Annotated in this window: 23 protein-coding genes; 5 read left to right on the forward strand and 18 right to left on the reverse strand. The window is 70.1% G+C overall.

Annotated features, from left to right (window positions below; all coding sequences use genetic code 11):
* Positions 1-5 precede the first annotated feature (5 nt).
* From nuoK to ACTT8P_RS04350, 11 genes are read right to left on the reverse strand one after another with little or no spacing between them, the layout of a single operon-like run.
* Complete coding sequence (gene nuoK, locus ACTT8P_RS04300; RefSeq protein WP_361157898.1) at positions 6-305, reverse strand: NADH-quinone oxidoreductase subunit NuoK; 300 nt, start codon at positions 303-305, stop codon at positions 6-8.
* Positions 302-1,141, reverse strand: a complete 840-nt coding sequence (locus ACTT8P_RS04305) for an NADH-quinone oxidoreductase subunit J (protein WP_442830162.1) — start codon at positions 1,139-1,141, stop codon at positions 302-304. Before ACTT8P_RS04305 ends, nuoK begins: the two co-directional genes overlap by 4 nt.
* Positions 1,138-1,779 carry an NADH-quinone oxidoreductase subunit NuoI gene (nuoI, locus tag ACTT8P_RS04310; RefSeq protein WP_442830163.1) on the reverse strand — a complete coding sequence of 214 codons (642 nt, stop codon included), beginning with the start codon at positions 1,777-1,779 and terminating at the stop codon, positions 1,138-1,140. The genes ACTT8P_RS04305 and nuoI overlap by 4 nt, the downstream gene beginning before the upstream one ends.
* Entirely contained in the window at positions 1,772-3,148 is a 1,377-nt protein-coding gene (gene nuoH / locus ACTT8P_RS04315; RefSeq protein ID WP_442830164.1) for an NADH-quinone oxidoreductase subunit NuoH, read from the reverse strand. Before nuoH ends, nuoI begins: the two co-directional genes overlap by 8 nt.
* Positions 3,145-5,649, reverse strand: a complete 2,505-nt coding sequence (locus tag ACTT8P_RS04320; RefSeq protein ID WP_442830165.1) for an NADH-quinone oxidoreductase subunit G — start codon at positions 5,647-5,649, stop codon at positions 3,145-3,147. Before ACTT8P_RS04320 ends, nuoH begins: the two co-directional genes overlap by 4 nt.
* Positions 5,646-6,998, reverse strand: coding sequence for an NADH-quinone oxidoreductase subunit NuoF (nuoF, locus tag ACTT8P_RS04325; protein WP_442830166.1), 1,353 nt, complete (start codon positions 6,996-6,998; stop codon positions 5,646-5,648). Before nuoF ends, ACTT8P_RS04320 begins: the two co-directional genes overlap by 4 nt.
* Positions 6,995-7,867, reverse strand: coding sequence for an NADH-quinone oxidoreductase subunit NuoE (nuoE, locus tag ACTT8P_RS04330; protein ID WP_442830167.1), 873 nt, complete (start codon positions 7,865-7,867; stop codon positions 6,995-6,997). The genes nuoF and nuoE overlap by 4 nt, the downstream gene beginning before the upstream one ends.
* On the reverse strand, positions 7,864-9,186 hold the full coding sequence (locus ACTT8P_RS04335) for an NADH-quinone oxidoreductase subunit D (protein WP_442830168.1): 1,323 nt from the start codon (positions 9,184-9,186) through the stop codon (positions 7,864-7,866). Before ACTT8P_RS04335 ends, nuoE begins: the two co-directional genes overlap by 4 nt.
* Positions 9,183-9,953 carry an NADH-quinone oxidoreductase subunit C gene (locus ACTT8P_RS04340; RefSeq protein ID WP_442830169.1) on the reverse strand — a complete coding sequence of 257 codons (771 nt, stop codon included), beginning with the start codon at positions 9,951-9,953 and terminating at the stop codon, positions 9,183-9,185. Before ACTT8P_RS04340 ends, ACTT8P_RS04335 begins: the two co-directional genes overlap by 4 nt.
* The gene (locus tag ACTT8P_RS04345) at positions 9,950-10,504 is read right to left on the reverse strand and encodes a NuoB/complex I 20 kDa subunit family protein (protein ID WP_442830170.1); all 555 of its coding nucleotides are present in this window, start codon (positions 10,502-10,504) and stop codon (positions 9,950-9,952) included. The genes ACTT8P_RS04340 and ACTT8P_RS04345 overlap by 4 nt, the downstream gene beginning before the upstream one ends.
* 13 nt (positions 10,505-10,517) lie before the next feature.
* A complete protein-coding gene (locus tag ACTT8P_RS04350) occupies positions 10,518-10,877 on the reverse strand; it encodes an NADH-quinone oxidoreductase subunit A (protein ID WP_003992243.1) in 360 nt (119 codons plus the stop codon).
* A 720-nt stretch (positions 10,878-11,597) separates the two neighbouring features.
* Between ACTT8P_RS04350 and ACTT8P_RS04355 the strand changes: the two genes are divergently transcribed.
* Entirely contained in the window at positions 11,598-12,431 is an 834-nt protein-coding gene (locus ACTT8P_RS04355; RefSeq protein WP_442830171.1) for a C40 family peptidase, read from the forward strand.
* A gap of 132 nt (positions 12,432-12,563) precedes the next feature.
* A complete protein-coding gene (gene def / locus ACTT8P_RS04360) occupies positions 12,564-13,190 on the forward strand; it encodes a peptide deformylase (protein WP_442830172.1) in 627 nt (208 codons plus the stop codon).
* Positions 13,191-13,223: 33 nt separating this feature from the next.
* On the opposite strand, the gene ACTT8P_RS04365 is transcribed toward def, so the two are convergent.
* On the reverse strand, positions 13,224-14,507 hold the full coding sequence (locus ACTT8P_RS04365; RefSeq protein WP_442830173.1) for a geranylgeranyl reductase family protein: 1,284 nt from the start codon (positions 14,505-14,507) through the stop codon (positions 13,224-13,226).
* 99 nt (positions 14,508-14,606) lie between these two features.
* On the opposite strand from ACTT8P_RS04365, the gene ACTT8P_RS04370 reads away from it, so the two are divergent.
* Positions 14,607-15,113, forward strand: coding sequence for a GNAT family N-acetyltransferase (locus tag ACTT8P_RS04370; protein ID WP_442830174.1), 507 nt, complete (start codon positions 14,607-14,609; stop codon positions 15,111-15,113).
* A gap of 107 nt (positions 15,114-15,220) precedes the next feature.
* Positions 15,221-15,607 carry a PASTA domain-containing protein gene (locus ACTT8P_RS04375; protein ID WP_442830175.1) on the forward strand — a complete coding sequence of 129 codons (387 nt, stop codon included), beginning with the start codon at positions 15,221-15,223 and terminating at the stop codon, positions 15,605-15,607.
* Positions 15,608-15,774: 167 nt separating this feature from the next.
* Here the strand turns inward: ACTT8P_RS04375 and ACTT8P_RS04380 are convergent, their stop codons facing one another.
* The 4 genes from ACTT8P_RS04380 to ACTT8P_RS04395 form a co-directional block, all read right to left on the reverse strand.
* Positions 15,775-16,470 carry a demethylmenaquinone methyltransferase gene (locus ACTT8P_RS04380; protein ID WP_361157938.1) on the reverse strand — a complete coding sequence of 232 codons (696 nt, stop codon included), beginning with the start codon at positions 16,468-16,470 and terminating at the stop codon, positions 15,775-15,777.
* A 149-nt stretch (positions 16,471-16,619) separates the two neighbouring features.
* Positions 16,620-17,999: an acyltransferase family protein gene (locus ACTT8P_RS04385; RefSeq protein WP_442830176.1), complete on the reverse strand. Its 1,380-nt coding sequence runs from the start codon at positions 17,997-17,999 to the stop codon at positions 16,620-16,622.
* The gene (locus ACTT8P_RS04390; RefSeq protein WP_442830177.1) at positions 17,996-20,356 is read right to left on the reverse strand and encodes a bifunctional polysaccharide deacetylase/glycosyltransferase family 2 protein; all 2,361 of its coding nucleotides are present in this window, start codon (positions 20,354-20,356) and stop codon (positions 17,996-17,998) included. Before ACTT8P_RS04390 ends, ACTT8P_RS04385 begins: the two co-directional genes overlap by 4 nt.
* 20 nt (positions 20,357-20,376) lie before the next feature.
* Positions 20,377-20,709 carry a hypothetical protein gene (locus ACTT8P_RS04395; RefSeq protein WP_442830178.1) on the reverse strand — a complete coding sequence of 111 codons (333 nt, stop codon included), beginning with the start codon at positions 20,707-20,709 and terminating at the stop codon, positions 20,377-20,379.
* Positions 20,710-21,015: 306 nt separating this feature from the next.
* Here ACTT8P_RS04395 and ACTT8P_RS04400 point away from each other — a divergent pair, with 306 nt between their 5' ends.
* Positions 21,016-22,044 (forward strand): chitinase, encoded by a 1,029-nt coding sequence (locus ACTT8P_RS04400; protein WP_442830179.1) that lies wholly within the window; start codon positions 21,016-21,018, stop codon positions 22,042-22,044.
* Positions 22,045-22,065: 21 nt separating this feature from the next.
* Here the strand turns inward: ACTT8P_RS04400 and ACTT8P_RS04405 are convergent, their stop codons facing one another.
* Both ACTT8P_RS04405 and mqnC read right to left on the reverse strand, forming a co-directional pair.
* The gene (locus ACTT8P_RS04405) at positions 22,066-22,515 is read right to left on the reverse strand and encodes an imidazolonepropionase-like domain-containing protein (protein WP_442830180.1); all 450 of its coding nucleotides are present in this window, start codon (positions 22,513-22,515) and stop codon (positions 22,066-22,068) included.
* A 7-nt stretch (positions 22,516-22,522) separates the two neighbouring features.
* A complete protein-coding gene (gene mqnC / locus ACTT8P_RS04410) occupies positions 22,523-23,722 on the reverse strand; it encodes a cyclic dehypoxanthinyl futalosine synthase (protein ID WP_442830181.1) in 1,200 nt (399 codons plus the stop codon).
* Positions 23,723-23,724: the final 2 nt, after the last annotated feature.

Genomic DNA, 23,724 nt, shown 5'->3' on the forward strand with positions numbered 1-23,724 from the left:
ACCCCTCACAGCTTCATCAGGCTGGCGTCGTCGACCGAGGCCGAGTGGCGGGAACGGAACAGGGACACGATGATCGCGAGCCCGACCACGACCTCCGCGGCGGCGACGACCATCGTGAAGAAGGCGATGACCTGGCCGTCCAGATTGCCGTGCATCCGGGAGAAGGCGACGAACGCCAGATTGCAGGCGTTGAGCATCAGCTCCACGCACATGAACACCACGATGGCGTTGCGCCGGATCAGCACCCCGGAGGCGCCGATGGTGAACAGCAGGGCCGCGAGATAGAGGTAGTTGACCGGGTTCACTTGGCCGCCTCCCCGCTGTTCGTGCGCTCCAGGCGCTCCTCGGCCCGCTGCTCCAGGGCCTTCAGGTCGCCCAGGGCGTCCGTCGACACGTCCCGGACCTGGCCGCGTTCGCGCAGCGTCTTCATGACGGTCAGCTCGGAGGGGGTGCCGTCGGGCAGCAGGCCCGCGATGTCCACCGCGTTGTGCCGCGCGTACACCCCGGGCGCGGGCAGCGGCGGCAGGTACTTGCCGTCCCGCACCCGCTCCTCGGCCAGCTCCCGCTGGGTCTTGGCCCGCTCGGTGCGCTCCCGGTGGGTGAGCACCATCGCGCCGACCGCGGCCGTGATCAGCAGCGCGCCGGTGATCTCGAAGGCGAAGACGTACTTGGTGAAGATCAGGGCCGCCAGACCCTCCACGTTGCCGCCCGCGTTGGCCTGGCCGACGCCGCTGAACTCGGTGAGCGAGGCGTTGCCGATGCCCGCGATCAGCAGGATGCCGAAGCCGAGCCCGCACAGCAGGGCCAGCCAGCGCTGCCCCTGGATGGTCTCCTTCAGGGAGTCCGCCGCCGTGACGCCGACCAGCATCACCACGAACAGGAACAGCATCATGATCGCGCCGGTGTAGACGACCACCTGGACGACGCCGAGGAAGTAGGCGCCGTTGGCCAGGTAGAACACCGCCAGGATGATCATGGTCCCGGCCAGGCAGAGGGCACTGTGCACGGCGCGCTTCATGAACACCGTGCACAGGGCGCCGATCACCGCGACCGTGCCGAGGATCCAGAACTGGACGGCCTCTCCGGTGGAGGTGGAGTAAGCGGCGATATGGGTGGAGTAGGCGGCGAGCTGCGCGGTCATCGGCGGATCACCTTCTCCGACGCCGGTTCCTCCTCGCCGAAGGTCGAGGCCGCCTCCTGCACGACCTCGCCCTTGGAGTGGGCGACCTGCCGCTCGGTACCGGGCGCGGCCTCGGTGACCAGCCCCCGATAGTAGTCCTGCTCGTCGGTCCCCGGGTAGATCGCGTGCGGCGTGTCCACCATGTTGTCGTCCAGCCCGGCGAGCAACTGCTCCTTGGTGTAAATGAGGTTGGCGCGGCTGGAGTCGGCCAGCTCGAACTCGTTGGTCATGGTCAGCGCGCGGGTGGGGCACGCCTCGATGCACAGCCCGCACAGAATGCAGCGGGCGTAGTTGATCTGGTAGACGCGGCCGTACCGCTCACCGGGCGAGTACCGCTCCTCGTCCGTGTTGTCCGCGCCCTCCACGTAGATCGCGTCGGCGGGACAGGCCCAAGCGCACAGCTCGCAGCCGACGCACTTCTCCAGGCCGTCCGGATGGCGGTTGAGCTGGTGCCGTCCGTGGAAACGCGGAGCGGTGGTCTTCTCCTGCTCCGGGTACTGCTCGGTCAGCCGCTTCTTGAACATGGCCTTGAAGGTCACGCCGAAGCCGGCCACGGGGTTCTGGAAACCTGGCTTGGTCTCCTTCGGTTCCTCAGCCATCGGACGCCTCCTTTCCATCCGTAGATCCGCCCAGAGGTCCGTCACTGTGAGTATCGGGCCCACCACTGACAATCAGCTCCCGCTCCCGGCGCGGACCGCGGCGCGGTACCGGCGGCAACTCCTGTCCGGGCAGCGGCGGCACGGGGAATCCGCCGGCCATCGGATCGAACGCGGCCGGTTCCTCGGCGGGCCGCTCGGCCCGTTTCCCCTTGTCGTGGAAGAGGTCGAAGAGGAAGGAGAGCAGCAGTACGACGATCACCGCGCCGCAGACGTACAGCGCGATGTCGGCGAAGTCGTAGTTCTCGTTGCGCAGCGCCCGCACGGTGGCGACCAGCATCAGCCAGACCAGCGAGACCGGGATGAGGACCTTCCACCCCAGCTTCATCAGCTGGTCGTAGCGGACCCGGGGCAGGGTGCCGCGCAGCCAGACGAAGACGAACAGCAGCACCTGCACCTTGACGACGAACCAGAGCATCGGCCACCAGCCGTGGTTCGCGCCCTCCCAGAAGGTGGAGACCGGCCAGGGGGCCCGCCAGCCGCCGAGGAAGAGGGTGGTGGTCACCGCCGAGACGGTCACCATGTTCACGTACTCGGCGAGCATGAACATCGCGAACTTGATCGACGAGTACTCGGTGTTGAAACCGCCCACCAGGTCGCCCTCTGACTCCGGCATGTCGAACGGCGCGCGGTTGGTCTCGCCGACCATCGTGACGATGTACAGCAGGAAGGAGACCGGCAGCAGCAGGATGTACCAGCGGTCGGCCTGCTGCTCGACGATCGCGGAGGTCGACATCGTCCCGGAGTAGAGGAACACCGAGGCGAACGCGGCGCCCATGGCGATCTCGTAGGAGATCATCTGCGCGCAGGAGCGCAGTCCGCCAAGGAGCGGGTAGGTCGAGCCGGAGGACCAGCCCGCCAGCACGATGCCGTAGATGCCGACCGAGGCGACCGCCAGGATGTACAGCATGGCGATCGGCAGGTCGGTGAGCTGCATGGTGGTGCGCTGCCCGAAGATCGAGACCTCGTTGCCGGCCGGGCCGAACGGGATCACGGCGAACGCCATGAAGGCCGGGACGGCCGCGACGACCGGCGCCAGGACGTAGACCGCCTTGTCGGCGCGTTTGACGACGAGGTCTTCCTTGAGCATCAGTTTCACGCCGTCGGCGAGCGACTGGAGCATGCCCCAGGGGCCGTGCCGGTTCGGTCCGACGCGCAACTGCATCCAGGCGACGATCTTGCGTTCCATGACGATGGCGATCAGTACCGTCACCATGAGGAACGCGAAGCAGAACACCGCCTTGACGACGACCAGCCACCAGGGGTCCTGGCCGAACATCGAGAGGTCTTCAGCGGCGAGGTACGGGCTCATGCCTCCACCTCCTTGGGGGCCGCGCCGACGGTGGTCGCCGGGCCGATGCGGACGAGTGAGCCGGGCAGCGCCCCGGCGTCGGCGGCGACGCCGGCGCCGGCGGAGTTCAGCGGCAGCCACACCACCCGGTCGGGCATCTCGGTGACCTGGAGCGGAAGTTCGACGACGCCCGCCGGGCCGGTCACCGCCAGGAGGTCGCCGTCCTTGACGCCCGCCTCGGCGGCGGTAGCGGCCGACACGCGCGCGCGCGGCGCGTGCCGGGTGCCGGTGAGCGCCTCGTCGCCCTCCTGGAGGCGGCCCTGGTCGAGCAGCAGCCGGTGCCCGGCGAGCACCGCCTCCCCGGCGGCCGGCCGGGGCAGCGCGGCGGCGCTCTCCAGGGGCTCGGTGGCCGCCGGCCCGTCCCAGGGCCCGAGCCGGTCGATCTCCGCGCGGACCGTCCGCAGGTCCGGCAGCCCCAGGTGTACGTCCATGGCGTCGGCCAGCATCTGGAGCACCCGCGCGTCGGTGGGCGCCGGCCGCCCGGTCATCTGGTCGGGCTTGAGCGCGGCCTCGAAGAAGCGGACCCGGCCCTCCCAGTTGAGGAAGGCGCCGCCCTTCTCGGCGACCGCCGCGACCGGCAGCACCACATCGGCCAGCTCGGTGACCTCGCCGGGCCGCAGCTCCAGGGAGACCACGAACCCGGCCTCGGCCAGCGCGGCACGCGCGCGTGCCGGATCGGGCAGGTCGGCGACCTCCACGCCGGCCACCAGCAGCGCCTGCAGTTCCCCGTCGGTGGCGGCCTCGATGATCCGGCCGGTGTCCCGGCCGTAGCGGTGCGGCAGCGTGGCCACGCCCCAGACGGCGGCGACCTCGTCCCGCGCGCGCGGGTCGGTCGCCGGACGGCCGCCCGGCAGCAGCGTCGGCAGCGCGCCCGCCTCGATCGCGGCCCGCTCCCCGGCCCGGCGCGGGATCCACGCCAGCCGGGCGCCGGTCGCCCGCGCGGTCCGTACGGCGGCGGTCAGGCCCCCGGCGACGGCCGCCAGCCGCTCGCCGACGACGATGACCGCGCCCTCGGTGCGCAGTGCCTCGGCGGCCCGGCTGCCGTCGCCCTCCAGACCGACCCCGCCGGCCAGCGCGTCCAGCCACTCGGTCTCGGTGCCGGGCGCGGCGGGCAGCAGCGTGCCGCCGGCCTTCGCGAGGCCGCGCGTGGCATGCGTCGCCAGGGCGAACACCCGCTGCCCGTGCCGGCGCCACGCCTTGCGCAGCCTGAGGAAGACGCCGGGCGCCTCCTCCTCGGCCTCGAACCCGACCAGGAGCACCGCGGGCGCCTTCTCCAGCGCCGCGTACGTCACCCCCGTACCGTCCAGGTCGCGGCCCCGGCCGGCCACCCGGGCCGCCAGGAAGTCGGCCTCCTCGGCGCTGTGCACGCGCGCGCGGAAGTCGATGTCGTTGGTGTCGAGCGCCACCCGCGCGAACTTGCTGTACGCGTAGGCGTCCTCCATGGTGAGCCGGCCGCCGGTCAGCACCCCGGTCCGGCCCCGCGAGGCCAGCAGCCCCTGGGCGGCGATCTGCAGCGCCTCCGGCCAGGACGCGGGCTCCAGCTCGCCCTCGGCGTTGCGCACCAGGGGCGTGGTGAGCCGGTCGCGCTGCTGCGCGTAGCGGAACCCGAACCGCCCCTTGTCGCAGATCCACTCCTCGTTGACCTCGGGGTCGTTGGCCGCCAGGCGGCGCATGACCTTGCCGCGCCGGTGATCGGTACGGGTCGCGCAGCCGCCGGCGCAGTGCTCGCACACCGACGGCGAGGAGACCAGGTCGAACGGGCGGGACCGGAACCGGTACGCCGCCGAGGTGAGCGCGCCGACCGGGCAGATCTGGATGGTGTTCCCGGAGAAGTACGACTCGAAGGGGTCGCCCTCGCCGGTGCCGACCTGCTGGAGCGCGCCGCGCTCGATCAGCTCGATCATCGGGTCGCCGGCCACCTGGTTGGAGAACCGGGTGCAGCGGGCGCACAGCACGCACCGCTCCCGGTCGAGCAGCACCTGGGTGGAGATCGGCACCGGCTTCTCGTAGGTGCGCTTCTTGCCCTCGAAGCGGGAGTCGGCGCCGCCGTGCGACATCGCCTGGTTCTGCAGCGGGCACTCGCCGCCCTTGTCGCAGACCGGGCAGTCCAGCGGGTGGTTGATGAGCAGCAGCTCCATCACCCCCTTCTGCGCCTTCTCCGCGACCGGCGAGGTCAGGTGGGTCTTGACCACCATCCCGTCGGTGCAGGTGATGGTGCAGGACGCCATCGGCTTGCGCTGGCCCTCGACCTCGACGATGCACTGCCGGCAGGCGCCGGCCGGGTCGAGCAGCGGATGGTCGCAGAACCGGGGGATCTCGATGCCGAGCTGCTCGGCGGCCCGGATGACCAGGGTGCCCTTGGGCACCCTGATCTCGGCGCCGTCGATGGTGAGCGACACCAGGTCCGCGGGCGGAACGGCCGCCTCTCCCCCACCGGAGGGAGCGCTCGTGGTCACAGTCATGCGGTCACCTCCGTACGGTGATCGGCCCAGGCCGTCGACTTCGCGGGGTCGAAGGGGCAGCCGCGGCCGGTGATGTGCTGCTCGTACTCCTCGCGGAAGTACTTCAGCGAGGAGAAGATCGGCGAGGCGGCGCCGTCGCCGAGGGCGCAGAAGGACTTGCCGTTGATGTTGTCGGCGATGTCGTTCAGCTTGTCGAGGTCCGCCATGCGGCCCTTGCCCGCCTCGATGTCGCGCAGCAACTGCACCAGCCAGTACGTCCCCTCCCGGCACGGCGTGCACTTGCCGCAGGACTCGTGGGCGTAGAACTCGGTCCAGCGGGTGACGGCGCGGACCACGCAGGTCGTCTCGTCGAAGCACTGGAGGGCTTTGGTGCCGAGCATGGAACCCGCGGCGCCCACTCCTTCGTAGTCAAGAGGGACATCGAGGTGCTCTTCGGTGAACATCGGCGTCGAGGAGCCGCCGGGGGTCCAGAACTTCAGCCGGTGGCCGGGACGCATGCCCCCGCTCATGTCGAGGAGCTGGCGCAGCGTGATGCCGAGCGGCGCCTCGTACTGGCCGGGGCTGGTGACGTGACCGGAGAGGGAGTACAGCGTGAAGCCCGGGGACTTCTCACTGCCCATCGACCTGAACCAGTCCTTGCCTTTGTTCAGGATCGCGGGAACGGATGCGATCGATTCGACGTTATTCACCACAGTCGGGCAGGCATAGAGGCCGGCCACCGCAGGGAAGGGGGGACGGAGCCGCGGTTGACCGCGGCGGCCTTCGAGCGAGTCGAGCAGTGCGGTCTCCTCACCGCAGATGTACGCGCCCGCGCCCGCGTGCACGGTGAGGTTCAGGTCGAGTCCGCTGCCCAGGATGTTCTCGCCGAGGAAGCCCGCCGCGTACGCCTCAGCGACGGCTGAGTGCAACCGCCGCAGCACGGGGACGACTTCACCCCGCAGATAGATGAAGGCATGCGACGACCTGATGGCGTAACACGCGATGACGATGCCCTCGATGAGGCTGTGCGGGTTCGCGAAGAGGAGCGGGATGTCCTTGCAGGTCCCCGGCTCCGACTCGTCGGCGTTGACAACTAGATAGTGCGGCTTGCCGTCCCCCTGGGGAATGAACTGCCATTTCATCCCGGTGGGGAATCCGGCGCCGCCGCGGCCGCGCAGACCGGCTTCCTTGACGTAGGCGATGAGGTCGTCCGGCGACATGGCCAGCGCCTTGCGGAGCCCCTCGTACCCGTCGTGCCTGCGGTACACGTCCAGCGTCCAGGACGCGTCCTCGTCCCAGAAGGCCGACAGCACGGGTGCGAGCAGCTTCTCCGGGCTGTGGTCCTTGATCTCGGCGGCCAAGGTCATCACTCCCCCTCCTCGGCAGTGGGCCCCGCCGGGTGGGAGGGGTCGGAGGCCGATGTGTCCTGCGGCGCGTCGTGCGAGCTGAGGTGCTCGGTCGGCGACGGCTCGTGCGGCGGCTCGTGCGACGGTTCACCATGGGGCGCCGCGCCGCGCGGGTGCACCACGCGCGCGGCGGAGTGCTCGCCCTTGGCCAGCTTCAGGCCGACCAGGGAGGCGGGTCCCGCGCTGCCCCCGGCCTCGACGGCGCCCTCCCGCTCGTCGGGGAAGCCCGCCAGGATCCGGGCGGTCTCCTTGAACGTGCACAGCGGCGCGCCGCGCGTCGGGCTGACCGGCCGGCCGGCCCGCAGGTCGTCGACCATGCGGCGGGCACTGGCCGGAGTCTGGTTGTCGAAGAACTCCCAGTTGACCATCACCACCGGCGCGTAGTCGCAGGCCGCGTTGCACTCGATGTGCTCCAGGGTGACCAGGCCGTCGTCGGTGGTCTCGCCGTTGCCGACGCCCAGGTGCTCCTGGAGCTCTTCGAAGATGGCGTCGCCGCCCATCACCGCGCACAGCGTGTTGGTGCAGACGCCCACCTGGTAGTCGCCGCTGGGCCGGCGCCGGTACATGCTGTAGAAGGTCGCCACCGCGGTGACCTCGGCCGTGGTCAGGCCGAGCATCTGCGCGCAGAACCGCATCCCGGTGCGCGTGACATGGCCTTCCTCCGACTGCACGAGATGCAGCAGCGGCAGCAGGGCGGACCGGGAGTCCGGGTAGCGGGCGATCACCTCGCGCGCGTCGGGCTCCAGGCGGGCCCGTACGTCGTCCGGGTAGTCGGGCGCGGGCAGCTCGGGCATGCCGAGTCCGACGCCCCGCTCCGAGGAATCGGTGGTCACCGGTCGACGCCTCCCATCACGGGGTCGATGGACGCCACCGCGACGATGACGTCGGCGACCTGGCCGCCCTCGCACATCGCCGCCATGGCCTGAAGGTTGGTGAAGGACGGGTCGCGGAAGTGCACCCGGTAGGGGCGGGTGCCGCCGTCGGAGACGACGTGCACCCCGAGTTCGCCCTTGGGGGACTCGACCGCGGTGTACGTCTGTCCCGGCGGCACCCGGAAGCCCTCGGTGACCAGCTTGAAGTGGTGGATCAGGGCCTCCATGGAGGTGCCCATGATCTTCTTGATGTGGTCGAGGGAGTTGCCCAGTCCGTCCGGTCCCAGGGCGAGCTGGGCGGGCCAGGCGATCTTCTTGTCGGGCACCATGACCGGTCCGGGCTTGAGCCGGTCCAGGCACTGCTCGACGATCCGGAGCGACTGCCGCATCTCCTCGAGCCGGATCAGGAAGCGGCCGTAGGCGTCGCAGGTGTCGGCGGTCGGGATGTCGAAGTCGTAGTTCTCGTAGCCGCAGTACGGCTGGGACTTGCGCAGGTCGTGCGGGAGGCCGGTGGAACGCAGCACCGGGCCGGTGGCGCCCAGCGCCATGCAGCCGGCCAGGTCGAGGTAGCCGACGTCCTGCATGCGGGCCTTGAAGATGGGGTTCCCGGTGGCGAGCTTGTCGTACTCCGGGAGGTTCTTCTTCATCTTCTTCACGAACTCGCGGATCTGGTCCACCGAGCCGGGCGGCAGGTCCTGGGCGAGGCCGCCGGGGCGGATGTACGCGTGGTTCATGCGCAGCCCGGTGATCAGCTCGTAGATGTCCAGGATCAGTTCGCGGTCCCGGAAGCCGTAGATCATGATCGTGGTGGCGCCGAGCTCCATGCCGCCGGTGGCGATGGCCACCAGGTGGGAGGACATCCGGTTCAGCTCCATCAGGAGCACCCGGATGATCGAGGCGCGGTCCGGGATCTGGTCCTCGATGCCGAGCAGCTGCTCGACGCCCAGGCAGTACGCCGTCTCGTTGAAGAACGGCGTGAGGTAGTCCATGCGCGTCACGAAGGTGGTGCCCTGGGTCCAGGTCCGGTACTCGAGGTTCTTCTCGATGCCGGTGTGCAGGTAGCCGATGCCGCAGCGGGCCTCGGTGACGGTCTCGCCCTCGATCTCCAGGATCAGCCGGAGCACGCCGTGCGTGGACGGGTGCTGCGGGCCCATGTTGACGATCAGGCGTTCGTCGTCGGCGCGGGCCGCGGACTGGACGACCTCGTCCCAGTCGCCGCCGGTGACCGTGTAGACGGTGCCCTCGGTGGTCTCCCTCGGGGATGCGTGCGACGTGCTCATGAGTACGACCTCCGCTGGTCCGGAGCCGGGATCTGGGCGCCCTTGTACTCGACGGGGATGCCGCCGAGGGGATAGTCCTTGCGCTGCGGGAAGCCCTGCCAGTCGTCCGGCATCATGATCCGCGTCAGTGCCGGGTGGCCGTCGAAGACGATGCCGAAGAAGTCGTACGTCTCGCGCTCGTGCCAGTCGTTGGTCGGGTAGACGGAGAACAGCGACGGGATGTGCGGGTCGCTGTCGGGCGCGCTGACTTCCAGACGGATCAGCCGGTTGTGGGTGATCGAGCGCAGGTGGTAGACGGCGTGCAGTTCGCGGCCCTTGTCGCTCGGGTAGTGCACGCCGCTGACGCCGGTGCACAGCTCGAAGCGCAGCGCCGGGTCGTCGCGCAGCGTCTTCGCGACCCGGACCAGGTGCTCGCGCTCGATGTGGAAGGTCAGCTCGCCGCGGTCGACGACCGTCTTCCCGATGGCGTTGTCCGGGAGCAGTCCCTGTTCCTCCAGCGCGCCCTCCAGTTCGTCGGCGACCTCGTCGAACCACCCGCCGTAGGGCCTGCTCGCCGGCCCCGGGAGCCGGACCGAGCGGACCAGGCCGCCGTAGCCGGAGGTGTCGCCGCCGTTGTTGGCGCCGAACATGCCGCGCTGGACGCGGATCTCCTCGCCGCCCTGGCCGCGCTGGCCGGGGAGGTTCTCGGCGGAGAGGTCCTTCTCGGGGTTCGCGCCGCCGCTGTCCTCGGCCCCGGCCGGGCCCGAGGTGCCGTTCGCGTCGCTCATCGCAGCAGCCCCTTCATCTCGATGGTGGGCAGGGCCTTGAGCGCCGCCTCCTCCGCCTCGCGGGCCGCCTCCTCGGCGTTGACGCCGAGCTTGGTGGTCTGGATCTTCTGGTGCAGCTTGATGATCGCGTCCATCAGCATCTCGGGCCGTGGCGGGCAGCCCGGGAGGTAGATGTCGACCGGGACGACGTGGTCGACGCCCTGGACGATCGCGTAGTTGTTGAACATGCCGCCCGAGGAGGCGCAGACCCCCATGGAGATCACCCACTTCGGGTTCGGCATCTGGTCGTAGACCTGCCGCAGCACCGGCGCCATCTTCTGGCTGACCCGGCCGGCCACGATCATCAGGTCCGCCTGGCGCGGTGAGCCGCGGAAGACCTCCATGCCGAAGCGGGCCAGGTCGTAGCGCCCGGCCCCGGTGGTCATCATCTCGATGGCGCAGCAGGCCAGGCCGAAGGTGGCCGGGAAGACCGACGACTTCCGCACCCAGCCCGCGGCCTGCTCGACGGTGGTCAGCAGGAAGCCGCTCGGCAGCTTTTCTTCGAGTCCCATGACGTAAGGCCCCTCAGTCCCATTCCAGGCCGCCGCGCCGCCATACGTACGCGTACGCGACGAAGACGGTGAGCACGAAGAGCAGCATCTCCACGAGCCCGAAGATCCCCAGGGCGTCGAAGGTGACGGCCCAGGGGTAGAGGAAGACGATCTCGATGTCGAAGACGATGAAGAGCATCGCCGTCAGGTAGTACTTGATGGGGAAGCGCCCGCCGCCGGCCGGCGTGGGGGTCGGCTCGATCCCGCACTCGTAGGCCTCGAGCTTGGCCCGGTTGTACCGCTTCGGACCGATCAACGTGGCCATGACCACGGAAAAGATCGCAAAGCCTGCCCCGAGGGCTCCCAGTACGAGGATGGGCGCATACGCGTTCACCGCTCCTCGCTCCTCTCAGTCGGCACTGACTGCTGGCGGTTTTGCCTGGGCCCACAACCGCCTCAGCAGCCCCACGAGCCCCGCTGGTCCCGGCGAAGATCGCGAACATGTGAAGCAGGTCACAAGCCCAACTGCTCCGCATCTTATGCCTGCCGCTCTGTGATCTGCGACACGGGGTATTGCACAAGCTTTGTGATCTCCACCACCTGACGAAGGATCATGAAGTCGGATGAGCGGTGATCTTCACACAGGAAGCTTCCGACTGATCACCAGTGGTGACATTTTCCCCGGTCACCGCAGCTCAGCGCGGGCGTCTCAATATCAAGAAGCTTCACGTGCATGCAAATTGGTGGTGGACACCTTCTCTTGATAGTGCGCCGCGTTCACATCTCGGGGCCGACGACGGGGTCCGGTGTGAACGCGTGCACGCGTTCACGAGCGGACGCACGCGCCGGGGTGACCGTTCCGTGACCTCCGCCACATTCATGAGAGGCGTCTGAGAAGCGGGCTTGGCCATCTGCCTCAACCAGTGGTAAGCGGGGAGCAATTCGGACGTAACGATCAAAGTCCGTGATCACAGGCGTGTTACAGCCGTCCGCTATGTCCGTTACCGCGTCAAGAAAGGGCGACACGCCCGGGATTTGCGACACCGATTGAACAACTGTGGCGCAGCACACGTTTCTTGAAGGTATGGAGGAGCTCCTGATACCGGTTGTACCCATGTCCCACACCGCTCACATACGCAGCCACCGGAAGCCCCGCCGCAGCGCGTCGACGACCGTCGCGATGCGAGCCGGAGTTGCCGGTGGCGTCCTCAGCACCCTGGCAGTGGCCGGGGCGTCGGGTTCGGCCAGCGCGGCCGAGCCGGTGACGCAGACCCTGGAGCTGCCCACCCTGACGGCCGAGATGGCCGCTCAGGTCGCGCAGTCCGCGGACGCCACCCAGCAGGCCGCCGCGAACTACGAGCTGCAGGCCGAGCGTGACGCCGCCGCGGCCAAGGCCGCCAAGGAAGCCAAGGCGGACCTGAAGGAGGCCAAGGCCAAGGCCGCCGCCAAGAAGAAGGCCGCGGAGGAGGCCCGCAAGGAGGCCGCCGCGCGCGCCGCCCGCGACGCCGAGCGCACCACCCTGACCGCCACGTCGGACACCGGCTCCAGCGACACCGGCAGCTCCTCCGCGAGCACCGGCACGTCCACGGCCACCGGTTCCGCCGCCGCGATCGTCTCCTTCGTCAAGGCGCAGGTGGGCGCGGCCTACGTGTCCGGGGCCACCGGACCGTCCGCCTACGACTGCTCCGGCCTGGTCCAGGCCGCCTACAAGCAGGTGGGCGTGAGCCTGCCGCGCGTCTCCCAGGACCAGTCCGTGGCCGGCACCCAGGTCTCGCTGGACAGCCTCCAGCCGGGCGACATCCTGTACTGGGGCGGCGCCGGCAGCGCCTACCACGTGGGCATCTACGTCGGCGACGGCATGTTCGTCGGCGCGCAGAACTCGTCCACCGGCGTCGTCGAGAAGCCGCTCTCCTACGATCCGCCGAGCGGCGCGGTGCGCGTACTCTGACCCAGGTTTTCCACAGCCAGAAGGCAGCCGAAGGGCCGTTGTCCACAGGGGCAGCGGCCCTTCGCCTTTCCTGCCATGCTCGTGAACGGGCCGGTCACCACCGGTCCGTTCACCAGCATCGGGAGAGAAGTCATGCCGAGTGTGTTCGTACAGGGGCGCCCCCTCGCCACCTATCCCCCGCTCGCGCCGGAGGCCCGGCACGGCAGCGTGCGGCGGGTCACCGAGGTCGGCGAGGCGGTCCTGCACAAGCCGTGCCGGGACGTCACCGAGTTCGGGCCCGACCTCGCCGCGCTCATCGACGACATGTTCCTGACCATGTACGTCGCCGAAGGAGCCGGACTGGCGGCCAACCAAGTGGGAATCGGCCTGCGCCTGTTCGTCTACGACTGCCCGGACGACGACGGTGTCCGACATGTCGGGCACATCGTCAATCCGGTGCTGGAGCCCCTGGTTCCGGACGGACGGCGGCTGCTCGACGAGGGCGAGGGGTGCCTGTCGGTGCCGGGGGCCGTCATGGACGTGCCGCGGCCCGACCGGGCGGTGGTGCGGGGGTTCGACAAGGACGGTGCCCCGCTGCTCGTCGAGGGGACCGGTTACTTCGCCCGGTGCCTGGCCCATGAGGCCGACCACCTGGACGGGCGGGTCTACCTGGACCGGCTCTCCGCCCGGGACCGGAAGGCGGCGCTGCGGCAGTCGGCGGACCGGCGCGAGGAGGTGTTCGCGCGCCGGTCCGCCAGAGCCGCCGAGTTCAGTGGCTAGGCAGCCGAGTTCAGTGGCCAGGCATCCGCCCGGTCACGCCTTCGGGGCCACCTTGGTCAGTCCGTTGATGATGCGGTCCATCGCGTCGCCGCCGGTCGGGTCGGTGAGGTTGGCGAGCATCTTCAGGGTGAACTTCATCAGTACGGGGTGGGTCAGACCGCGCTGGGCGGCGATCTGCATCACCTTCGGGTTGCCGATGAGCTTCACGAAGGCGCGGCCGAGGTTGTAGTAGCCGCCGTAGGTGTCCTTCAGGACGCGCGGATAGCGCTGGAGCGCGATCTCGCGCTGGGCCGGCGTCGCCCGCGCGTGCGCCTGGACGATGACGTCGGCGGCGATCTGACCGGACTCCATGGCGTAGGCGATGCCCTCGCCGTTGAAGGGGTTCACCAGACCGCCGGCGTCACCGACGAGCAGCAGGCCGCGGGTGTAGTGCGGCTGGCGGTTGAAGGCCATCGGGAGGGCGGCGCCGCGGATCGGGCCGGTCATGTTGTCCGGGGTGTAGCCCCAGTCCTCGGGCATGGAGGCGCACCATGCCTTGAGGACCTCGCGCCAGTCCAGGTCCTTGAAGGAGGCGGAGGTGTTGAGGACGCCGAGACCGACGTTGGAGGTGCCGTCGCCCATGCCGAAGATCCAGCCGTAGCCGGGAAGGAGACGGTCCTGGGGGCCGCGGCGGTCCCACAGTTCGAGCCAGGACTCCAGATAGTCGTCGTCATGCCGGGGGGAGGTGAAGTAGGTGCGGACCGCGACGCCCATCGGGCGGTCCTCGCGGCGGTGCAGACCCATCGCCAGGGAGAGCCGGGTGGAGTTGCCGTCGGCGGCCACCACCAGCGGGGCGCGGAAGGTGACCTCCCGCTTCTCCTCGCCGAGCTTGGCGGTGACGCCGGTGATGCGGCCGGTGCGGTCGTCGACGACCGGGGCGCCGACGTTGCAGCGCTCGTACAGCCGGGCGCCGGCCTTCTGGGCCTGCCGGGCCAGTTGTTCGTCGAAGTCGTCGCGTTTGCGGACCAGCCCGTAGTCGGGGAAGGAGGCGAGGTCCGGCCAGTCGAGCTGGAGACGGGTGCCGCCGGCGATGATGCGCAGGCCCTTGTTGCGCAGCCAGCCGGCCTCCTCGGAGATGTCGATGCCCATCGCCACGAGCTGCTTGGTCGCGCGGGGGGTGAGTCCGTCGCCGCAGACCTTCTCCCGGGGGAACGCGGTCTTTTCCAGCAGGAGGACGTCGAGTCCGGCCTTGGCCAGGTAGTACGCGGTGGTGGAGCCGGCTGGCCCCGCGCCCACGACGATCACATCGGCGGTGTTGTCGGAGAGGGGCTCGGTCACGGCGGGATCTCCCCAGGGTTCAAGAATCTGTGTGCCGACGGGCACCGGACATGGGCAGTCTATTCAGCGTCACCGATCACCCGGCTGAAGGGCTGCCCCGTGAAACGAGCTCTCCCCGCTGTACGGTTGCGGGTTCCCACCGACGAGGACGCCGTCGCCTGGCACCGGGCCTTCGCCGACCCGGACGTCATGGAGTTCCACGGCGGCCGGCCGGCGGAGCTGTCCGTGTACGAGGAACTGACCGCCCGCCAGCGCCGGCACGACGCCGAGCACGGGTTCTGCCTGTGGACCGTGCTCGACGAGCGGGACCAGGTCATCGGGTTCACCGGCGCCCAGCCGTGGCCCCGGGACTGGGGGCCGAGGGGCGAGATCGAGATCGGCTGGCGGCTGGCCCGGGAGCACTGGGGCAAGGGGTATGTGACGGAGGCGGCCCGGGAGACGGTACGGCGGCTGCGCGCGGCGGGGCTGCCGGGCGTGGTCGCGATGGTCGACGCGGACAACGAGCGCTCCATCGCGGTGACCCGGCGGCTGGGGATGCGGCTGGCGGAGGTGTTCACGACGCCGCAGTCGCAGCGGCAGGGGCACTGCTATCGCCTTGAATTGTAACTCAGAGTAACCATTCGGACAGTTTCCGACTACTTATCGCTACAAAAAGCTTCCGGCGGGTGCGTGGTGGGGGTTACTCTGCCCGTACTCGCTGGGGGTGAGGTTCCGTGCGCGACACACCCGAGACACCCGAGGTCCGCGTACCGCGTCTGGTCGGCCTGATGGCCGTGGACGCGCGCCGTGCGGCCGAGGCGCGCGGGGTGCTGCTGGCCGCCCCCGACCGGGCCGACCTGCACCGCGTGGTCGTGGAGTACGTGGTACGGCAGTACCCGCCGCCCGGCGCCGAGGTGCCGCGCGGGGCCGCGGTCACCGTGTGGTTCGACTTCGGCGAGGGCGAGGGCGAGGGCGGCGGAGGTGCCGGGGTGCGCGAGCCCCGGACGCCGGCGCCGCCCGGCGGCGGACTGCGCCGGGAACTGGACGAACCGAGGGAGGCGGGCGGGGCGAGCGGGCCTAGTGGGCCGGGGATGCCGTATGCGGCGCTCGGCTGTTCGTAGTGGTGCCGGGGCGGCGGGCCGCGAGGATCCCCTCGGTGATGGGGGTGCGTCCACGACGAGCCGCCACGATGCCGGGATGCCGGGATGCCGGGATGCCGGGATGCCGGGCCGCAACGAGCCTCGACGACGCCGGCGCGTCAGGCCCCGACGCGCCTCGACGGTGAGGGTCAGCTCTGCTTGAAGCCCCGGTGCAGGGCCACGATACCGCCGGTCAGGTTGCGCCAGGCCACCTTGGACCAGCCGGCCGCCCGCAGTCGCTCGGCCAGGGCGGGCTGGTCGGGCCAGTCGCGGATGGACTCGGCGAGGTAGACGTACGCGTCGGGGTTGGAGGAGACCGCGCGGGCGACCGGCGGCAGGGCGCGCATCAGGTACTCGGTGTAGACGGTGCGGAACGGCGCCCAGGTCGGGTGTGAGAACTCGCAGATGACGACCCGCCCGCCGGGCTTCGTCACCCGGTACAGCTCGCGCAGCGCCGCGTCCGTGTCCTGGACGTTGCGCAACCCGAAGGAGATGGTCACCGCGTCGAAGACGTCGTCCGCGAACGGCAGCCGGGTGGCGTCGCCCGCGGTGAACGGCAGCCAGGCATGACGTGCCTTGCCGACCTGGAGCATGCCGAGCGAGAAGTCGCAGGGCACGACGTAGGCGCCGGTGCGGGCGAAGGGCAGCGAGGAGGTCGCCGTGCCCGCGGCCAGGTCGAGGACCTTCTGCGCGGGGCGGGCGTCGACGGCCCGCGCGACCTCCTTGCGCCACACCCGGTCCTGGCCGAGCGACAGCACATCGTTGGTGAGGTCGTACCGGGCCGCCACGTGGTCGAACATCGAGGCGACTTCGTGCGGCTGCTTGTTCAGGGAGGCGCGGGTCACCCGCCCATTCTTACAGGCCGCCCGAGCCGGACCCGCGGCCGGACTCACGGCCGGACCGATGCCCGACCGATGGCCGGACTCACGGCCGGACCGATGCCCGACCGATGGCCGGACTCACGGCCGGACCGATGCCCGACCGATGGCCGGACTCACGGCAGGAGCCGCGGCCGTTTGCGTCCCGCCACGTCCTCCACCCAGCCGCAGGCCAGCACGAACACCGCGATCAGCACCCAGCCCACGCCGAACATGAACCACTGGCTCTCCAGCGGCAGGTACGTCTCGAACGCGGGCACCTTCCAGAACTGGTCGATCAGCGGCACCGCCAGGATCAGCGCCAGCTCGTGCCAGAGGTAGATCGTCACGGCCCGCGCGTTGAAGACGGTGACCAGCCGGTCCAGCCGCCGGAAGCGGGCGAGACCCGCGAAGTCGACGTTCAGCCGCGCCTTGGAGTACATCAGCAGCGTGACGAAACCGGCCGACCAGAACGCCTGGGCGAGCGGGATGTCGTCCAGGTCGTAGGTGCCGTACTCGGCCTGGTGGGCGAGGGCGTACCAGCCGCCGTAGCCGAGCGCCGCCAGGGACAGCGCCACGACCGCGAACGGCTTCAGCCGGGCCAGTACCCCGTCGCGGTGCGCGAAGCCGAGGACCCAGCAGAAGAGGTACGTCGCCAGGTCGAGGAGCCCGGTGCCGAAGCGGTTGTCGGGCGGCTGCCAGCCGAACTGGAAGACCACGATCGGGACCAGGGTCGCCAGCAGCACCGGGACCGGCGCCAGCCGGAACACCTTCAGCAGCAGCGGCGAGATCAGCACGAACCACAGGTACGTGCGCAGGTACCAGAGGATCTCCCAGGCCTGCTGGCCCCACGCGTTGCCCGGCGGGTCGCCGAGCGGCACGACCCAGTAGACGATCTGCCAGCCCGGCATCCAGCCGTGGATCAGCATCGCCACGACGACGAAGAGGCCCCAGAACCAGAACGGCGGCAGCAGCCGGCGGATCCGGCTCTTGACCACCTTCGGCGCCGGACGTTCCAGCGACTTGGCCATCAGGGTGCCGGCCAGGCCGAACATGATCCCCATGGACGGGAAGACCATCCCGGCCCAGGCCCAGCCGAAGGTGTGGTACGTGACGACGCGGACCAGGGCGACCGCGCGCAGGGTGTCGAAGTACCGGTCCCGGCCACCGGACCGGGCCGCCGGGGCCTGAGCCGGCTGCTCCGGCTCCGGAGCCGCCGGGGCCTGAGCAGCCGGTTCCGGTGCCACCTGGGGCAGCGGTGCCGTGGACTCGGCCGGCGGCACCTCCTGCGGGTAGCCGCCGTACACCCCGTTCGGGCCGTAGTTCTGGGGGTACTGCTGGGGCTGGACGTACGGCTGGGGATGCGGCGCGTACTGCTGCTGCGGCGGCGGCACATACGCCTGCCCCTGCTCGCCGTACCCGTACCCGTGCCCGTACCCCTGCCCGTATCCCTGCCCGTACTGTCCCTGTCCCTGTCCCTGTCCCTGTCCGGGCGGCCCGTACTGCTCCCAGCTCATCCGCCCGCCCCCGCCGGGGTACCGACCTCGCCCGTCCGCTTCAGCTTCTGCCAGCGCAGCCGGCCACCGGTGAGGGCGGTGATGCAGGAGTGGATCAGGACGAGATACATCATCTGCCGGTACGCGAGCTGCTGGAGCGGCATCATCAGCAGATACCGGTACTTCTCCTTGTCCAGCCGGAAGGCGTACGCCGCGCAGAACAGCTGGATGCCCAGTACCGCCAGCCAGGCCAGCAGCGCCGCCTGGAAGTCCACGAAGATCATCGAGTACGCGGTGAAGACATCGATCAGCGGCGCGAAGACCGGGGTGACGATCTGGAAGATCACCACCAGCGGCATGCCGACCCGGCCGAAGCGGCCCGAGGGGCCCTTGTCGGTCAGGGACTTGCGGTGCTTCCACAGCGCCTGCATCGTGCCGTAGGACCAGCGGTAGCGCTGCGACCAGAGCTGCTTGAGCGAGCCGGGCGCCTCGGTCCAGGCGCGGGCGTGCTCCTGGTAGACGACCCGCCAGCCCGCGCGGTGCATGGCGATGGTGATGTCGGTGTCCTCGGCGAGGGTGTCCTCGCTCATCCCGCCGACCTCCAGCACCGCCTCGCGGCGGAACGCGCCGATCGCGCCGGGGATGGTCGGCATGCAGCGCAGCAGGTCGTACATGCGCCGGTCGAGGTTGAAGCCCATCACGTACTCGATGTGCTGCCAGGCACCGATGATGGTGTTGCGGTTGCCGACCTTGGCGTTGCCCGCGACCGCGCCGACCTCGGGGTCGGCGAACGGCTGCACGAGATGGCGTACGGTCTCCGCCTCGAAGACGGTGTCGCCGTCCATCATCACGACGATGTCGTGGCTGGCGTGCCGGACGCCGTTGTTGAGGGCGGCCGGCTTGCCCGCGTTCTCCTGCCGGATGACGCGGACGTTGGTCATGCCGAGCGCCCGGGCGGCCTCACGGGAGATCTCGGAGGTGCCGTCCGAGGACCCGTCGTCCACGATGATGACCTCGATCGGGTGGGTGCTCTGTGCCAGCGACTTCAGGGTGTTGGCGATGCACTCCTTCTCGTTGTACGCCGGGACGATCACGCTCACCGGGCGGGTGACGGTCGGCCCCCAGCTGAACCGGCGTTTGTTGCGCTGTCTGTAGTGCCGGCGGGCCAGGATCAGCATCATCCCGAACCGGCCCATGACGGCCACGCCCACGACCATCAGCCCGACCGAGAGGGCCGGCACGGTCCACTCGGCGACCCGGACGGCGGCGATCAGCGCCTTGCCCTCGTAGAGGGTCGCGCCGGTGGCCTTGTGGTGGGCGGCGGTGAGCTGGGAGGCCGCGTCGGTGGTGCCGTTCTGCCCGGCGGGAGCACCGGTCGGCTGGTTCCCGGCCGTCTGCTGGTCCCCGGCCGTCGCCTGCTGCTCACCGTCCGTCGCCTGCTGGTCCCCGGTCGCCTGCTGCTGACCGGCCCCGGCCCCGGCCCCGGGGGCGGTGGCGCCCTGCTCCGCCATGACCCCGCTGATGGTGGTGAAGGTGTACCCCTTCGCCTTCATCTTCTTGATGTACTTCGGCAGCGCCTTGATCGTCTGCGAGCGCTCGCCACCGGCGTCGTGGAAGAGCACGGAAGCGCCCGCGCCGTCCTCCGGCGTCGCCCACTTGACGATCTTCGAGACGCCGGGCTTCTTCCAGTCGTCGCTGTCGGTGTCGACGAAGACGCTGGTGTAGCCGTCCGCGCCGAGCTTCTTGTAGACCGGCCAGCTGTAGTTGTCGATGGCGTCCATCTCCGAGGAGTACGGCGCCCGGAACAGGGTCGTCGTGATCCCGGCCGCGCCCGCCAGCGCCAGCTGCGTCTGCTCGATCTCCCGGGTGATGCGGGCGTCGCTCTGGTAGGACAGGTCGACGTGCGTGAAGGTGTGGATGCCCACCTCGTTGCCCTGGTCGACCAGGTCGTCGACGATGTCCGGGTAGCGCGAAACCATCGACCCGACCAGGAAGAACGTGCCCGGCACGTCGTACTCCTCCAGGATCTTCAGGACCTGCGGGGTCCAGGTCGGGTTCGGCCCGTCGTCGAAGGTCAGCGCGATCGTCTTGTCCGGCACCGAGACGGTGGTGGCCTGTCCGCCGCGGAAGGACAGGATCGGCCCGCCGTCCAGGACGTCGTCGGGTACGTCGCTGGCGCTGGCGCCGGTACGGACGCGTTCGTCGCCGCCGACCTCGGCGCGCAGATAGCCGTCCAGCAGCATCACGCAGGTCAGCGCCAGCAGGAGCAGCAGCGCGAGGATGACCCGCGGCTTCTGGAGCGCGGCGGCCCGGCCGGCGGCGCGTTCCATCCGGGTGGGGGCGCGGCGGCGGCCACGCGAAGGAGGTGTCGTGGTCATGGAGTTGGCTGCGATTCCGGTCAGTCGGCGGTCGCGGAGGCGGCCGGGGCGGAGGCGGTGGCGGAGGCGGAACCGGTCGCGGCTCCGGTGGGCGGCACGCCGGTGGGGGCACCGGACGGCGCGCCGCTGGGGACGCCGGTCGGCGCGACCCCGCCCTGCGGCTGCATGCCCCCACCGGGCGCGGAACCGTTGCCGCCGCCCCCGAAGGGCAGCAGCGAGGACGGGTTGATCGAGGTGCCGATGCCCATGAAGGCCAGGCCCAGCACGATCGCGTACCCGATACAGACGACACCGACGAGGAGGCCGAGCCGGCGCAGCAGCTTGGCCCGGCGTCCGGAGTTGTCAACGAACACAGGACCGTCGACCGGTGCGGCGGACCCGTTACCGCGTTTGCGGCGGCGACCGCGCACAGCGGCGCGGCTTTCGATGGCAGGCTCGGAATGCATTCCTCAGATATTAGGAGTACTTCATGTGACCGAATCTCTGGCTTTCTTGTGAGGCGTCCATGAGAACTGGCCAGACCTGTCAGTCTGCTGAGAAACCCCAGGAAAACGCGGATCTTTGCCAGGAACGGCACAGTCCCGTGTGGCACCTTTCCGGTTCGGAGACACGTTTTGTTTCCGTCCTGGGACATACATCTGAGAGCGGGAGCGTACGCGATGAAGGGTCCACGAAAGTTCGCCGCAGGGCTGATATGCCTGTTCGCCCTGGCAACGGCGGGCTGTTCGGCGGGAGATGACGACAGCACCGACGCGGCACCCGAGAGCTCGGCACCCGAGACCTCGGCATCCGACACGCCCTCGTCGTCGTCCACCGGCTACGCCCCGTACGTCAGCGCCACCACCGCCAACGACCTGGACTCGGCGGGCTCCCCGGGGACGTACAACCTGGCGTTCGTGATCTCCTCCGGCAGCGGCTGCACCCCCGAGTGGAACGGCAGCCACGCCATCGACGACTCGACGGTCGCCTCCCGCATCTCGGACCTCACCGCCGACGGCGCCTCGGTCCGGGTCTCCTTCGGCGGCGCCTCCGGCAAGGAACTGGCGGCCACCTGCGACAGCGCCGAGGAACTGGCGAAGGCGTACGGCGAGGCACTGGACGCGGCCGGCGGCGCCACCCTCGCCGACTTCGACATCGAGGGCGACGAGCTGACCGACTCCGACTCGGTCGACCTGCGCTCCGAGGCGATCGCGCTGCTCCAGGAGGAACGCACCGACCTGAAGGTCTCCTTCACCCTCCCGGTGATGCCCTCGGGCCTGGACGACGACAGCATCGCGCTGCTGAACTCCGCCAACAACCACGCCGTGCAGGTCTCCACGGTCAACCTGATGACCATGAACTACGGCGAGTCCTACAGCGGCGACATGGGCGACTACGCGCTCACCTCGGCCAAGGCCGCGCACACCCAGCTCAAGGAGGTGTTCGGGCTCTCCGACGCGAACGCCTGGCGGGGCATGGCGCTGACCTCGATGATCGGCGTCAACGACGTGGCCGGCGAGACGTTCACGCTCGACGACGCGGCCGAGGTGCGGACCTTCGCCGAGGAGAAGGAGATCGCCTGGGTGTCGATGTGGTCGACCTTCCGCGACCAGCAGTGCGACAGCGACTCCGACTCGGACGACGCGGCGACCGACTGCAGCGGGGTGGACCAGGACGCGGGGGCGTTCGGCGAGGCGTTCGCGGGCTGAAACGCCCGGGACGTACGGGAGTCAGCGCCGCCGGTGCACCAGTCGCCCGGCGCACACCGTGGCGAGACACGCGCCGTCGGCGCCGAGGACCGTGAGGTCGGCCCGCGCGCCGACGGCGAGGACGGCCGGGCGCGGCGCGGGCAGGACCAGCAGGCCGTTGCGCTCGGCGGCGGAGCGCAGCCCGGCGGCGACGACGTACCGCTCGACGACCGCCACCGCGCCGGACTTGAGGACCTCGTGGACGCGCTCGCGCGGACTCGGCGCGTCGGGCAGCGGCCCCTCGTGCACCCGCCCCGGGCCGAGCACCCCGGGCCAGCGGCGCACCCGGGCGCCCGGGAAGCGCCGTTCGATCTCCGCGAGCCGACCCACGGCGGCGATCCGCCCGCCCTCGACGGCCACCGCGCCGTCCGGCAGCGGTTCGGCGTCGTCCCAGGCGGTACGGATCTCGTCGGCGGCGTGCACGGTCAGCAAGACGGCCTCAGTTGCTGGCGATCAGCTTCAGCTCGGGGTGCGCCGTGCCGCCCTCGATCGCCGTGGACGAGATGTGCGAGACCACCCGCTCGTCGACCGGGTCGTTGGCCGGGTCGTCGTGGATCACCAGGTGCTCGTACGTCGTGGCGCGCTGCGCCGGGACCCGCCCCGCCTTGCGGATCAGGTCGATGATCTCCAGCCGGTTGGACCGGTGCTTGGCACCGGCCGACGAGACCACGTTCTCCTCCAGCATGATCGAGCCGAGGTCGTCGGCGCCGTAGTGCAGGGAGAGCTGGCCGACCTCCTTGCCGGTGGTCAGCCAGGAGCCCTGGATGTGGGCCACGTTGTCGAGGAAGATCCGCGCGATGGCGATCATCCGCAGGTACTCGAAGAGGGTGGCCTGCGTGCGGCCCTTCAGGTGGTTGTTCTCGGGCTGGTAGGTGTACGGGATGAAGGCGCGGAAGCCGCCGGTGCGGTCCTGCACGTCGCGGATCATCCGCAGGTGCTCGATGCGCTCGGCGTTGGTCTCGCCGGTGCCCATCAGCATCGTGGTGGTGGACTCCACGCCCAGCCCGTGCGCGATCTCCATGATCTCCAGCCAGCGCTCGCCGGACTCCTTCAGCGGCGCGATGGCCTTGCGCGGCCGCTCCGGCAGCAGCTCGGCGCCGGCTCCGGCGAACGAGTCGAGCCCGGCCGCGTGGATCCGCCGGATCGCCTCCTCGGCGCTCACGCCCGAGATCCGCGCCATGTGCTCGACCTCGCTCGCCCCCAGGCTGTGGATGACGAGCTGCGGGAACTCCTTCTTGATGGCGGCGAAGTGGTGCTCGTAGTACTCGACACCGTAGTCCGGGTGGTGCCCGCCCTGGAACATGATCTGGGTGCCGCCCAGTTCGACGGTCTCCGCGCAGCGCCGCAGGATGTCGTCGAGGTCGCGGCTCCAGCCCTTCTTCGTGTCCTTGGGGGCCGCGTAGAAGGCGCAGAACTTGCACGCCGTGACGCACACGTTGGTGTAGTTGATGTTCCGCTCGATGATGTACGTCGCGATGTGCTCGGTCCCGGCGTACCGGCGCCGGCGGATCGCGTCGGCGGCGGAGCCCAGCGCGTGCAGCGGGGCGTCACGGTAGAGGACGAGGGCTTCTTCCGGGGTGATCCGACCACCGGCGGCGGCGCGGTCGAGGACGGGCTGGAGGTCGGCCTTCTCGGTCACCG

The organism is Streptomyces sp. JW3 (assembly GCF_052216785.1).
Lineage (GTDB): Bacteria > Actinomycetota > Actinomycetes > Streptomycetales > Streptomycetaceae > Streptomyces.